Source organism: Nitrosomonas sp. Is37, assembly GCF_033063275.1.
Classification (GTDB): Bacteria; Pseudomonadota; Gammaproteobacteria; order Burkholderiales; family Nitrosomonadaceae; genus Nitrosomonas.
The window spans coordinates 20,534-34,288 of sequence record NZ_JAWJYP010000035.1 but is presented as its reverse complement, the minus strand read 5'-3'; the positions used below and the strand labels follow the sequence as shown (position 1 = coordinate 34,288).

Annotated in this window: 14 protein-coding genes and 1 pseudogene; 6 read left to right on the top strand and 9 right to left on the bottom strand. The window is 41.8% G+C overall.

Annotated elements, in window-relative coordinates; genetic code table 11:
- Positions 1–394: 394 nt before the first annotated feature.
- The gene (locus tag R2Q26_RS13565; protein ID WP_317536773.1) at positions 395–817 is read left to right on the top strand and encodes a hypothetical protein; all 423 of its coding nucleotides are present in this window, start codon (positions 395–397) and stop codon (positions 815–817) included.
- 326 nt (positions 818–1,143) lie between these two features.
- Here the strand turns inward: R2Q26_RS13565 and R2Q26_RS13560 are convergent, their stop codons facing one another.
- Positions 1,144–1,287, bottom strand: a complete 144-nt coding sequence (locus R2Q26_RS13560; protein WP_317536772.1) for a hypothetical protein — start codon at positions 1,285–1,287, stop codon at positions 1,144–1,146.
- Positions 1,288–1,521: 234 nt separating this feature from the next.
- Positions 1,522–1,818, bottom strand: a complete 297-nt coding sequence (locus R2Q26_RS13555) for a hypothetical protein (protein WP_317536771.1) — start codon at positions 1,816–1,818, stop codon at positions 1,522–1,524.
- Positions 1,819–2,415: 597 nt separating this feature from the next.
- Between R2Q26_RS13555 and R2Q26_RS13550 the strand changes: the two genes are divergently transcribed.
- Both R2Q26_RS13550 and R2Q26_RS13545 read left to right on the top strand, forming a co-directional pair.
- Positions 2,416–2,844, top strand: a complete 429-nt coding sequence (locus tag R2Q26_RS13550; protein ID WP_317536770.1) for a hypothetical protein — start codon at positions 2,416–2,418, stop codon at positions 2,842–2,844.
- Positions 2,845–2,993: 149 nt separating this feature from the next.
- Positions 2,994–3,800: a hypothetical protein gene (locus R2Q26_RS13545; RefSeq protein ID WP_317536769.1), complete on the top strand. Its 807-nt coding sequence runs from the start codon at positions 2,994–2,996 to the stop codon at positions 3,798–3,800.
- A 391-nt stretch (positions 3,801–4,191) separates the two neighbouring features.
- On the opposite strand, the gene R2Q26_RS13540 is transcribed toward R2Q26_RS13545, so the two are convergent.
- The 4 genes and pseudogenes from R2Q26_RS13540 to R2Q26_RS13530 all read right to left on the bottom strand — a co-directional run bounded on the left by R2Q26_RS13540 (position 4,192) and on the right by R2Q26_RS13530 (position 7,720).
- Complete coding sequence (locus R2Q26_RS13540; RefSeq protein WP_317536768.1) at positions 4,192–5,076, bottom strand: zonular occludens toxin domain-containing protein; 885 nt, start codon at positions 5,074–5,076, stop codon at positions 4,192–4,194.
- A gap of 106 nt (positions 5,077–5,182) precedes the next feature.
- Positions 5,183–5,623, bottom strand: a pseudogene (locus R2Q26_RS13535) (zonular occludens toxin domain-containing protein).
- A 547-nt stretch (positions 5,624–6,170) separates the two neighbouring features.
- On the bottom strand, positions 6,171–6,353 hold the full coding sequence (locus R2Q26_RS15610; RefSeq protein ID WP_411182362.1) for a zonular occludens toxin domain-containing protein: 183 nt from the start codon (positions 6,351–6,353) through the stop codon (positions 6,171–6,173).
- Between the two features lie 167 nt (positions 6,354–6,520).
- The gene (locus R2Q26_RS13530) at positions 6,521–7,720 is read right to left on the bottom strand and encodes a cupin-like domain-containing protein (RefSeq protein ID WP_317536767.1); all 1,200 of its coding nucleotides are present in this window, start codon (positions 7,718–7,720) and stop codon (positions 6,521–6,523) included.
- A gap of 1,704 nt (positions 7,721–9,424) precedes the next feature.
- Here R2Q26_RS13530 and R2Q26_RS13525 point away from each other — a divergent pair.
- From R2Q26_RS13525 to R2Q26_RS13515, 3 genes are all read left to right on the top strand, one after another.
- Positions 9,425–10,819 carry an amidohydrolase family protein gene (locus R2Q26_RS13525; protein ID WP_317536766.1) on the top strand — a complete coding sequence of 465 codons (1,395 nt, stop codon included), beginning with the start codon at positions 9,425–9,427 and terminating at the stop codon, positions 10,817–10,819.
- A 306-nt stretch (positions 10,820–11,125) separates the two neighbouring features.
- Entirely contained in the window at positions 11,126–11,578 is a 453-nt protein-coding gene (locus tag R2Q26_RS13520) for a J domain-containing protein (protein WP_317536765.1), read from the top strand.
- 276 nt (positions 11,579–11,854) lie between these two features.
- Positions 11,855–12,334, top strand: a complete 480-nt coding sequence (locus R2Q26_RS13515) for a VOC family protein (RefSeq protein WP_317536764.1) — start codon at positions 11,855–11,857, stop codon at positions 12,332–12,334.
- Positions 12,335–12,436: 102 nt separating this feature from the next.
- Here R2Q26_RS13515 and R2Q26_RS13510 read toward each other — a convergent pair whose 3' ends face one another.
- The 3 genes from R2Q26_RS13510 to R2Q26_RS13500 form a co-directional block, all read right to left on the bottom strand.
- Positions 12,437–12,643, bottom strand: coding sequence for a hypothetical protein (locus R2Q26_RS13510; RefSeq protein ID WP_317536763.1), 207 nt, complete (start codon positions 12,641–12,643; stop codon positions 12,437–12,439).
- A 186-nt stretch (positions 12,644–12,829) separates the two neighbouring features.
- On the bottom strand, positions 12,830–13,375 hold the full coding sequence (locus R2Q26_RS13505) for a DUF2726 domain-containing protein (protein WP_317536762.1): 546 nt from the start codon (positions 13,373–13,375) through the stop codon (positions 12,830–12,832).
- Between the two features lie 55 nt (positions 13,376–13,430).
- On the bottom strand, positions 13,431–13,610 hold the full coding sequence (locus tag R2Q26_RS13500; protein WP_317536761.1) for a hypothetical protein: 180 nt from the start codon (positions 13,608–13,610) through the stop codon (positions 13,431–13,433).
- Positions 13,611–13,755: the final 145 nt, after the last annotated feature.

Below are 13,755 nucleotides of genomic sequence, written 5' to 3'. Positions count from 1 at the left end.
CAATATTAATCGGCTATTGATTGGCAATATGCCTAACCTACAACTTAGTAGTTGAGAAAAAGGGTTTTTCAGGGACGGCTAATTAGTGGTTATTCTGTTTCTGATATTGCGCTATTTTGTTTTCTAATATTCATTGATACGGATACGGTGCTTTTTCTGATTTAGCCTTGGCGTTTGTGCCTGTAATATGCAGATATATATTCCAAGCTTTCAAACTAAGTAAGTTGGTCAAAAGTCTCATGCTGCATATCCAGCAAATCACAATACATTTGCTATGGTTTCGGTGCCGAACAGCTTGTTATCCCTCCAGATATTTGCAGGCTTACCGTTAAACATAAATGAGTGGGTAAAAATTCTACATCTGTAGTAGCGACAATTTTATGGGGAAATGATAATGAAAAAACTGCAACGCAGTATCAAAACCAAGTCAAATCCTGATTACACTGCAATCCTTAACCAGTTCTGCAATGAAAAAAATTACTATGGCGTTCTGCTTGTCGATCATGATACGTACGATGATCTCTTCGGCAAACATCGAAACTTTGTCATTGTTCCAATACCCAAACAGTTAAACTACCATGATAAGTTAATTGTTGCACCGTCTGCAATTAAACGTGAAACGGCTCTTGCTCTTGAGTATGGCTCACTTTTTGTTGTTTACGATGTTCTGGAAAATCACCATGATGAGATTGAAGGACTGCAACCCGGCTATTCTATTATTATACTCAATTACCTTTATCAACTTACTGATGATATTGTCAACGGTAAGAAAGAGCCGCTCCGATTTGAATTACCACCAGCTAATCGACTTCAATAATCTTAGCTTTCCTTTGTGAAGGTTTCTGGCGGGAATCGAAGATTTTCAAAAGAAGCCGAAGCGAGATGCTAATTAAATTCTTGGCTAGCAGGATATCTCACAGAGTGCCCAGTGAGGAACCGCAGCGAAGCAAGCACCGGAAAGAGAGGGGCAGTGAGTATATGACACGGATTAGAAACTGTACAAACTACATAAAGAATCATTCAAGCTACATAAATCGGCCTGAATCCATACCACGCTCACTAGAAATATTCCACTAAAGTTATGGGTTTCTTTAGCCGCTATAATTATTGCACCCCGACTGCTGTATTGGTCTGTAGAGCGAGTTATAGCTCGGACCATACCCCAGGAGAGGGTGCACCCTGCAGAAAATCAGAAGCAGAAGAGCGAATCAGCCAAGCCAACATCCGTTTGTAATCTCCAAAATCAGTAATGAGGTATGCTGAATTTCCTGGAGTCCAAAGTTTCATAAAATATAGTCATGAAATGGAGGACAAGAATAGAACAATTACCGCAAAACGATATAACCAGGAATTTCGTGAGCAATCAGTCAAGTTTTTTAAACTGAGACGCAAACACAAACACCTTGCTTAGGGCTAGGCTCTTGGCAAACTTGGTTGGAGGCTAAAGCACTGACAAAAGACAAGCAATTGATAACTTGTTTGCGTCATAGATATGGACTCCATATTTGACAACACATCTCATTAAATAAGTAATAAAGATTTATAGATATCTTTTGTTTTTCCTCGTAGATTGTTTTTGTGATCACTAGGAACATCGAATCTATAGAAAGCCACATATGAGTTTCTATATAGCAAAATAGCAATAATTTTTTTGCCATCCAAATCTTTTCTATAAATCATTGTATCGAAAGCTTCCATAGCTTGGAATTTGTCGTCTGTGGCAAGTGACCTATAAATACGTTGCTTATTATCACGCAGATAAATTTTAAACATAGCCAAATCGTTATTATTTTTATTTTGACTTGATGATTCTTGCAACCTGTAATTATTTCATTTTGCTGAAAAGAAGCGCTTTGCATCTTCTTTTTAATTTTTGCAACCCAAGAGAATTTAGAAATGTTCTCTAAACTTCATAATCTTTATTGGCACATTTGAGCGGCTCGTAAGCCTTTCTATCAGAAGAAAATATTATCGTTATGTAGCAGTTAAAAAACGCCCGCTTGAGTCAGGCGTCGATCGTGAAGAACTGCATTTACTGTGTCGCCATCTAGCTAATTTGCAAAACTGCTTCGCACGGATAAACCTAACAGCCTATAGAAGAAATTCGACAGATAATCGTCTTTTCTCCTGATTTTTTTCCTACGATCATAATTGCGTATAATGTATATTATGTTAAATCGTAATTATCGAAGAAGAATTTCCGGGAAAATATCAGATAGATTTATAGAATACATTTTTAGATTATTCTCAAGATCCATTCAACCAGATTTATCACTTAGAGTTTAACTCCCCTTCAATATCCCTATTTCTGACAAGTCATATCAACCTTGATGATAGATACTAAACATCGTTCTATTAAAAGCATCACCCAGATTTTCGTTTTGCAATGATTTTGCCTTAAAGGAGGCAAATAGAATGGACGACTTAATAAAAAGTATAAACAGTCTGGAAATTGAAAAAATAACGGGTGAAAATCAAGAAACAATTAGACGCTGGAAGAAAGGAACAAAGAAGATCCCTGAATCAGCTATCAGGCTATTAAAGCTGTATGTGAATGGTGATGCTACTGCCTTGTTAGGCAAAGATTGGGAGGGTCACTTTTTTAAAAATAATATGTTGTTTGTTCCTGAATGGCGGCGCGGTTTTACACCTGGCGAAATTAGAGCCCTATTCTGGAAATGCCAGCTTGTTGCAAGTCTAGAAAGTGAAATCAGATTATTGAAGAAACAGCTTGAAGAAAGTAATGCAGAAATTGAAGCGTTAGAAATCAGGGCAAATTTTTACAGACAGCAAGTTATACTTGAAAGTCGATTTGGAATGATGCTACAGAATAGTTTCTCATAATATCTATAACTCACTAACATTCTACTTAAGGATGGAATGCTGGTAACAAAGCAAGTTTAAACTGTAGCTTTGTTGCAGATAATGTCGTAAGCATGGTAAATATGCAAATATTTTATAATCCGTGCTAGAACATCAAACTTACCCCAAATATGAGCTATACTGCCACGGTCTTCAAAGTTATGATTGCGTCACCATCAGATGTCGCTGTTGAACGAAGTATCATACAGGAGGTACTGTCTGAGTGGAACATAGCTCACGCCGACTTCCGAAAGCTTATTCTACTTTCAGTTGGGTGGGAGACACATTCTGTCCCTGAAATGGGAGATCGACCACAGGCTATTATCAATAAGCAAATCTTAAATGATTGCGATTTACTCGTTGGTGTCTTTTGGACAAGAATAGGCACAGCCACAGGTGAATATCCGAGTGGTACAATAGAAGAGATTGAAGAGCACATCAAAACAGGCAAACCTACAATGCTTTATTTCTCTTCAGTTCCGGTTGTACCTACCAGCATTGATCCCGCACAATACTCGCAATTACAATCCTTCAAAGAGAAATATCAGTCTCAGGGTTTGTGTGACTCGTATGTTGATTTCACAGATTTCCGATTAAAGTTCAATCGCCATCTACAGATGAAGTTGAATCGCGATTTATATCAACCGATCCATACTACCGCCGCTATACCCTCTCTCTCTAAAGAAGCAGCTTTTCTGCTCAAAGAGTCCGCCACCGTTTCAGATGGTATTATCATAAATTTTGCAACCCTTGGCGGGCATACAATCCAAGTCGGTGGCAAAAATATGATTGAAACAGGAAGCGATCGTTCACGTGCAGTCTGGACTAGTGCACTTGAGGAACTTGAATCGTTAGACTATGTGAGGCCTTCAAGCGCGAAACGGGAGCTTTTCAGAATAACTAGGGCTGGCTACGATGCAGTAGAAAGGTTGCCATAAGTAAGCAGGTTCATACATAACAAGTACACACCACCCACGACAGCCCGCAAACGAAAACCCAGCTAGGGGGGCTTGTGAGCTACCTTACCTAGGAAATAAGAAAACCAGCAGCAAGAACATAAAGCTCGTTCCGGTTTCCTCCAAAAACAGCGTTTTCTCCGGAAATCCTCACCAGGTTAATTGAGGTTATGGTTTAGTAAGATGATAGATAGTATGCGAAAATAAACGCGAAGCTAGCAACATTTCGGTATAACCCGCGACGGGTACTCACCGCCCCCTCGACATCCCGCAAGCGGGCGCCCAGTCAGGGAACACTGTGAGATACCCTGTTAGTCATCTTTAACCCTTTTTTTCCTTTTTGGTTACTTTCCGTTACAGTCTAACTACTAGGCTATAAATGAGTTGCTATTGCTGGTTGTGATTTACGGGGAAATCCATGCTTGGCAGCAAGGCGGCAAGTTTCAACAGGAATGACGAGCCGTTCGGTGCTGTGGCCATAGCAGATGCATTGTGTTTTGCTGGATATACAGGTTAATACTCTTGACCAGTCAACTTGATCCGATACCAGTGTAGGTGTTGTGGGTGCAACAGGCAATAAGACAGGTGCGGGTTTTCCCGGCTGGTTTACAGGTATGACTTGAGGTTTCTCGATTTCTGCTTTTGCTTCGATGGTGGTTGTTGGTTCTTGAGGATCAAGGCGTGACATGATACGATCAAATGAAAAATAGACCAGTAACGGCGCGAGTACTATGGCTGCAATGGAAGTCCATAGCTTAAGCGGTATCGTTTTTGATGGTTTGGTATGGATAGAGGCGGATTTGTACAGCTCAAATGATTTTTTAGGCAGTTTGTAGGGTCGTTTCACTGCATTTTCTTTGGATGTTTTCAGGCGTGGCGTGCTGCAGTATTCCGGCCACTCAAAAATCTTGCGCCCTGCCCATGTGGGCGTAATGTGCAGGTGTTTTTCAACCAGGCAAAGCACTTCAGCATGAATCAGGTTCGGTGCTTGTGCGACCAGCAGAAAATCCAGGCCGTGATGTCGATCCATCCTTAAGTATTCGATATCTTCCGATACTTTTGCGCGCCCTGCTGCTGGCCATAATTTCCAAGCTTCATCGATAACGATTAAGGAACCTTCGGCAATGTTGTTGAGTTCATAAATCGCATCGGCTTCATGAATGACTTCCGGGTTCTTTTGCGTGCGTTCATGCCAGTGGGATAGTTTGCCATAGCTAGCATAGCTAGCTATGGATGGAAGTCGATTCGTACAGCTCAAACGATTTTACGGGCAGCCTATATGGTCTTTTTACTGCTTGCTCTTTTGATGTTTTCAAACGTGGCGTGCTGCAATATTCTGGCCATTCGTAAATCTTGCGGCCTGACTATGTAGGCGTAATGTGCAGGTGTTTTTCAACTAAGCAATGTACTTCAGCGTGTATCAGGTTCGGTGATTGTGCTACCAGTAGGAAATCTAAGCCGTGGTGACGATGCATACGCAGCTATTCGATATCTTCAGATACTTTTGCGCGCCCTGCTGCTCGCCACAGCTTTCAGGCTTCATCGATAACAATTAGTGAGCCTTCCACTATGTTGTTGAGTTCATAGATTGCGTCTGCTTCGTTGGTTACTTCCAGGTTCTTTTGGGTGCGTTCATGCCAACGGGTAAGCTTGTCATAGCTGGTCACAATGGTAGGAAGCTTTAGCTTAGGGATTCCAGCCGTGTAGACTATGCGCCCTGCTTCTACCGCTGGCTTGATTTCATGCCAGACCACGTAAGAGCTTTTCTCTCCTCCCGGTACGGCAGATAACAGAGTAATACTCATTGTTTTTCCTTATAAATTGAGAATACCGATGGTTTTTGTTGTACCGAAAGCAATACGCACGATGATGGGCACACCCCCAAGCCCAAGAGGAAGGCTTGAGGCTGGATACTAGCCATCATTTTAATTTTTATTTGAACTTTGTTTATGCGAATGAGTCTTATTTAAGAGTTCTTTATTAAAAAGAACTCTGGTACACACCCGCTAACGATCCTCTCTCCTTCTTTAGCGCTGTGTACCAAATTGGACTTAGGGTTGATTGCCCACATGGTGCACACTTTGCTATACCTCCCAGCAATTTGTGCGCCATTTCTTTTTTATGTTTTTAGCTAAATAACTTTTCATATACTCCCTACTGATTAGTTATCATCACTACTTATTTACAACGAGCTTTAATGGTTGGTTGAAATCGTCATCGAACTTGTATCAGTCAGGAGGCGATACTGGTTTAAGCTCGACGACGTGAACTTTGATGGGAAATTTGCTCTTTTGATGTTTTCAAACGTGGTGTGCTGCAATATTCTGGCCATTCGTAAATCTTGCGGCCTGATCATGTAGGCGTAATGTGAAGGTGTTTTTCCACTAAGCAAAGCACTTCAGCATGTATCAGGTTCGGTGATTGTGCTACCAGTAGGAAATCTAGGTCGTGGTGACGATGCATACGCAGGTATTCGATATCTTCAGATACTTTTGCGCGCCCTGCCGCCGGCCACAGCTTCCATGCTTCGTCAATGACGATTAACGATTAGTGATCCTTCCGCGATGTTGTTAAGTTCGTAGATCACATCTCCTTCATGGATAACCTCCGGATTCTTTTGCGTGCGCTCATGCTAGTGGGAAAGCTTTTCATAAGAGGATAATCCCCACTCTTGATAAGAAAATCTCTACTGTCAGATTCTTTCAGTAGAGTGTGGTTTCTTGCTCGTTGTGGGCAGTATCTTTGGCTAGATCGCCAATGTTACCGCGTATGCTGGTGCTGATGACTTCAATGCAGCTTTTCCAGAAACCCGCTGAGAGTAGTTGCAAGCCACGGAAATACCTGTTCGACATCACTGTTGGCGCGCTGTATCGGCAAGTAATGCCTAATCCTTCCTCATCGAGATTGATGGTTTTGTGCCACATCCATGCTGGAAAAAACAAAACATCCCCCGGGTGCAGATCGAATTCATAGCGCGGCGCATATTCCACCAATGGATAAGCATCACGATCGCTTGGCTCACCCTCTTCATCAGCACGGAATGCTGCAAACCGTCGCATACCATTGCCACGTGCAGCTGGATATAATAGCCAGGAATATTCGGATTCAATTAATGTCCAGTGCTTGGATCCTGATACAGCTTGATACCAGTTGAGACCTTCTTCACAGTGGTAATTGGCGTTTAACCCTCTACCCAGACCAAGTATGAGGAAACTTAAAATAGGTTTGGATGGCCGACTCATGACAGAGAAATAGTCATGTGACCGTGGGATACCAAAATATTCGTAAAAATCTGGGTTTTGGTCGAGCAATAATTGCTGCGGGATGAAATTACGGCGGTGATCTAGAGCGATCTGACTGAGTGACGTGTTAATCATCTTCTTGGTGTTCTTGTCTAGAACCTGTACTACGGCATCTGGAAATCTCTCCGCTAATCTTATGAGTGTCCAGTCTTGGGGGGCATTTTCTACAAAGCCACGTAAAATGCACGGAATGGATCGTTTGACATGTTCACGATAAAACTGATCAGGTCCAATTTCACCAGGTTGATACTCTGTTATTGCAAGAACTTGCCTGCGCGGCACACCATAGTTTTGCAGTCGTCGTAAAATGCGCTTCTCCACACGCTGACGTATATCTCGCAGTACATCAGGGTTATTAGACAGATGTTGGCATAACATGATGATCTTTAGCACTAACACATTTCCATACCCCAATGGCAGCTTCGCCACACCTCGCCCGCCCATTCGCTCCACAAAAAATGTGTGCAAGAAAAATTTCTGCTCCATCACCATTTGCCACGTAACATATAAAATTATTGCTACACCAGCCAGCGGTGTCGCCAGCAGGCTTTTCACCCTTTCCAATTCCGATCTTTTTGATAACTTGTCAGCTCTTTCCATTGGAAACCTCCTGTAACTTCCTTCTCAATGTTTAATTTAAATTTGAGAACCGATTCATACAAAAGCTTCTTCATCCGCTCAGCCGAGTCTTATTCTGGTACAAATGTACAAATGAGAAATATAGATGAAGGTATCTATTTTGATCTATTCGGATAAACGGAGAGCAACCCAATATAGTGGTTTTTAAGTGATTGATTTTAATTTACTGAGCATGTATTTTTTATCCATGATTATTAATTTTGCTTCTTCATAGTGTAGTAGCCACCGTTGCAGTAGATTTACCCGGCCAACCATGTTTAATGGCTAAACGGCAGGTTTCTGCAGGATTTAGCACGTCCAGCAACTAGCCAGAGTTTATAAGCTTCATCAATCACGATTAGAGCCTTCCACAAAATTATTTAACTCATAAATGCAGTCAGTTTCATTGAGTACTTCGGAATTTCTACAAGTGCGCTCATGCTATTTTGATATGCCAGCATAAGATTTAACGATAGTCGATATCTTCAATTTAAGAATTCCAACTGTATAGACTATGTGCCCTTCGCCTATCGCTGGCTTGATCACATGCCAAACTATAACTATGTGACACAGAAACTAAGAAAAAATTTTTATTTTGTTGAAACTTTCATTTTGAGAATGAGTCTTATTTATACCTCTTTTCGTTGTAAGATGAATGTTGAACGACGGTACACATTTATTAATGTTCGCTGTGTATTATGCATAGATGTGTACCGTTCTTTTTTTGCGATTCCCTCTAATGATGCACAATTTGATCTCTTCCATCCTTTTTTCTGTATCGTTTTTTTTAAGATTGCAGAGAAATAACTTTTCATATATCCCACACTGATTAATTGCCATCACTACTTGTTTATAACGAGTTTTAAGGGTTGATTGAAATCATCATCGAAATTTATACCAGTCAGGAGGAGATACTGACTTAAGCTCGATAAAGGGTTCCATTATCCCTGCACCATTCATAAACGGGGTCATCTGTTTTCATGCCGTGTTTCTCCATTTCAATATGTTTTATGTAGGCTTTGATCATGTGACGAGTATTTGACCACCAGACAGATTCATCGCCAGCTCTCCCCTTTTTCATTCGTCAAATTGATTACTCGGCAAGACAGCGGATAAGGTGTCGGGTGTGGGATTTTGAACCACAGGCCAGCATTTCCAGTATATTGAGCACAAATGAAGGAATTCCAGCCAAAGTAGCCTTTAGCCATGTTTAGCAATCGTAACAACTTTGCTACTGTTAATTTCAAAAGTATGGAAGATATACAAAAATCATATAATTACTTGTTGGGGAGCGATGCTGGGACGGTTCAAAAGTTGGATTAACTAGGAGGTTTATGATGAAAGCGGATCGCGAGCAACTCAGAAGCAGCGTCGAAGTACTTGGGAATCTATCGCAGGTTGAGTATGGCATCAACCTGACCAATTTTCTGATTGATGCTAAGCGTTCAAGGACCAATCCCCTTTGACACTTGGGCAGGTTAGTTGGTGAACGGTTAAGGAGCCATTCGCTCACCCCAAGACCGCAGAGCCGGTGCATTCGGCGACAGCAACCCGCAGGCAGCGGATACGACAATCCGCGAAGGTACGCCTATCTCGGTCCATTTTTTTCGGATTTGGAATACTCAATCAGAAATACGCCCGGATCGTTAGGTAGTCTCACATAAACGGTTAGAGAGGAGAGAAATCATGTTCAGATATAAGCGCCAGCATTCCGTGATTCTGGTTTCATTCATTCTGAGCGTTATAGTAGGTTCCTTCTGTGCATTGGCACTAGGGGCATCCTCGAAGACTTTAATTCGTGGCGCTGCCCTTATCCTCACCATGGATCCCGCGGTGGGCGCAGGTGAATTGGGAGTTATCAAGAATGCCGATATCTTGCTGGATGGAGACAAGATCATCAAGGTAGGTAAAAACTTACAGGAAAGTAATGCTCAAGTTGTGGATGCGACGGGCAAAATTGTAATGCCAGGTTTTGTTGACGTGCATAATCACTTATGGCAATCACTCATTCGTGGCTGCGGCACTGACAAAAACCTCATTGGCTGGCTAGATGCTTGTGTGTTTCCATTGTCTAATCCTAACATCACGATTACTGAAACCGAGGCTTATGCTGGAGTTCGGCTCAGTACCCTGGATCTGATTAATACAGGGATCACCACAACGGTCGATTGGTCGCATGCCTTTACACCCCAGTTCGTGCGGGGGAATATTCGTGCCCTCAGTGATTCTGGACTGCGGCTTGTGTTCGCGCATCTTGGCACTGCTGATCCTGCCATCATCGCCGATATGAAGCTCGTCAAGCAGACACTGATTGACCCCAACCCCAGAGCTACTTTTCAAGTCGCCTCCCACCCCTCGGAGGCGCTTCAGTCCGATCTCATCGCAATGTCTAAGTTGGCTAAGGAATTAGGCGTAAAACTGCATGTGCATTTGCTTGAGAACATTGCACAACGTGAAGATAAAGCATTTGATGTGCTAAAAGAGTCTAACGCTCTGGGGCCAGATCTCCTGGGGGCCCATGGGATACACCTCACTGATAAAGAAATTAATATCCTGGCTGAACATGACGTGCGCATCTTGCATAACCCGCTTAGTAACATGCGACTAGCCTCCGGGATCATCCGCTTGCCCGAGTTGAAACAGGCCGGTGTTCAGGTGGGTCTGGGCATTGATGGCGGGACGAATGACACGAGTGACATGTTTAACGACATGCGTGCTGCACTGGGGCTGCAGCGAGCCATATCGCTCCAAGCTGGCATATTTCCTCGGGTCGCTGACGTGCTGCGCATGGCCACGGTGGATGGAGCGAAGCTGCTGGATATGTTTGATCACATTGGTTCCCTAACGCCTGGTAAAAAAGCCGATTTGATCATCATCAATCCGGGAAATGTCAACTTTGCTCCGAGTTTTGAGTGGGTCAATCAAATCGTCTTTAACGGTCAACCAGTGAATGTTGAGTGGGTATTTATCGACGGACGATCCTTGAAAAGAAAAGGAGAGCTGGTGGATGTGGATCCTGAGGCCATTATGGAAGCGGCGCAGAAGGCTGCCACCCGTATCAGGCACGATTTACTACAATAAAAATGGTACAGAAAAAGGGATCAACTAGTCAGGTGGACACAGTTTTGTCATGCCACATTTTTAAAGGAATCGGTTCCTAACTTTTGGTGCAGCGGACGGTGCAAAAAAACGCGTCACCGCTGACCATGAGTGATTATCTCCGTTAAAAATAAATTTTGCACTATCTCACTGTAGATAATATGAAACAGCCAGCACTATCTTGATCCCTAAAACTGTATATCATTTCATTTAGAATGATATGCTGTTAGTGCCATAAGCATGAAAGATATATGAAAGCTATATAATTACTTGCTAGGCTCTACATGTATGACTAAATTCCATACCCATTACGATAACCTCAGGGTGGCACGTAACGCACCACCAAAGGCCATCCGTGCGGCATACAAAAGGCTGTCACAGAGATTTCATCCAGACAAGAATCCTGGGGATGCTGATGCTGCTCGAATCATGGCGATCATCAATACTTCGTATCAAGTGTTATCTGACCCTGACAAACGTCGAGAGCATGATGAATGGATCGCTGGAATGGAAGCTGCAAATTTAGCTAGCAGGCAAACGAGTGAAGCATCTTACTCAACCATTCAACATTCTGCCCAATCGGCCAGCGATATGGCTTTACTTGAGATCTTACTGCCGATATTCAATCCCATTAAGGGTATTGTTATATGGACAATCTTTTACATCATTGGTATTGGCGTCATAACAGGCGCTATTTGGCTTATTGGCAGTGCTGTTGATCTTCTCAGAGGAAAAAGTTAACCTCCTCCTGACCCAAATGGTTAGTCTTGGCTAACATCTGCTGATTATGTCAAAGGCTATCAATGTTTCATGCGGACGGTCTTTCTACATTAATCGTAAATTTGTGATTTAATTTAACAGAGCTTTTCAGAGGTAATATCTCAGTTTGACCAAAACCAGTCAGCCAATTTCTTTCGATAACTCTCTGATAATCTAGTTAAACAATATAAGACAGCCAGTGTTGTCTTGATCTCCAAAATCCTATAATTACTTGTTAACTTTATGAGGAGAAATGTCATGGCAATAATCAAACAGAAAATCGTTCCGCATCTATGGTTCGACAAGGAAGCCAAAGAAGCAGCCGAGTTTTACACATCTGTTTTCGAGAACTCTCGGATCAAGAGCACTACAACGCTTCACGATACTCCTTCAGGGACAGTAGACGTCGTAACCTTCGAGCTCTTTGGGCAAGAGTTCATGGCTATCAGTGCAGGTCCGCTTTTCAAATTCAATGAGTCAATATCGTTTATCGTCAAGTGTGATATGCAGGAAGAAATTGATTTCTACTGGCAAAGACTTACCAGCGAAGGCGGCCAAGAAGTTGAGTGTGGTTGGCTTAAAGATAAATATGGTTTGTCATGGCAGATCGTTCCTACTGTTATGGACGAAATGATGCAATCAAAAGACCCAGTGAAGTTGACGTGCGTCACCCAAGCATTTCTCAAGATGAAGAAGTTTGACATCGCTGCTTTACAAAGGGCGTATGACGGAAAGTAAGAAGAAAATAACAGAAAGGCGGCTAACAGGTGCTCCACTGAACGGTAATTACGCTGCGCTTCATCGTCGCCGGAAATCTTTATGCTTTGCGCTGAGCAAGACTTAGTGATAGAGCTTTCTGGCTAAAAAATCGCGTTGTTCCACCGTCAATTGGCCAATGACGCGATGCAAATCATCTGTAGTTTGCCTGCTTCCTTTACTGACGTTGTTGTTTCTGCAAAACAATTCAGAAGCTTGATCGATCAATAGCCGTTTCCAACTATTGATTTGTGTCGGATGTAGGCCATAACGAGCTGCCAATTGTGGCACTGTTTCATCCCCTTGTATCGCTGTCAGTAGAAGAAGATTATCTGTGAGATACTCTGCTAGTCATTTTTTTCATTACAGCATAACGAAAATTACAAAGCATTTAGTGCTGTTTTATCGCCCGCCGAAACTTTGGAAGTCAGATAAAGTATTATGATTTGGACAAAATTCTACTAGCTATAAATAATATCAAGTACGAAAAGCACGATGCTTTATTGCATTACGATTATTTTCTCGTAGCTCAGAAGAATTTAGAGAAGCCATTATTTTGCTTTGAATAGCTGGAATTTGATAGCTTGCTTTAGCGTTGAAGCGAATTAAGGTTAACCCAGCGTTTCTACATATACTCTCAACAAATGAATCTCTATGAATAGTTTTTTCTTCTAAATGGCTTTTATCATCAAGCTCAATAACAGCTACAACTGACAATGTGTCTTTAGTGCAAAGCACATAATCAAAATGCTTACATGCAATTTTATTAAAAGCTGTTTGCCTGACACTATTATTTGAGGCCTTTTTAATCCCAATAACATCCGCAATACGTACTTTACCAAAAATCAAATATTGATTAGAGACAGCTTGAGTAAGAACTCCAAAGAAGGATCTTTCTGCAGGAGTGAATAAAGTTTTAGTGTGGTAATAAACACGATTGCTTTTTTTATTAAAGATTTTTAATAGGATGAGTAAAACAAACAAGCTAGCAAAACCAATGACAATAATAATTTGTAATTCCATTTAGATATGCCTTTCCTAGAATGATTATTACTCTTACGACAAGTAGTTTTTAAGCTTAAAGGTTATCTAAAATGATGAAGATTGGAAACTGGTGTGATGCTGGATGCGTTGCGGTTTGAGTCGAGACGGGACCGAACCATACTTTTGCTCCGATTTCTTCAGAATCTATATGGGTACCCTGCTCAATTCCCTGGTTTTGCCTTGAATTCGCTAGAATATTATGCGCCTTACTCATTCATGGTTATTACTCTCCTTTATTTATATTGTCAGAGTTTAACAACCTGTTCAGTTTTTTTTGGGTATCACTTCATTAAGTACTATACCTGTACCTTAGTACGCCTGTACCTTAGTACAATTCCAAACATTATAGAGAAAGTAGG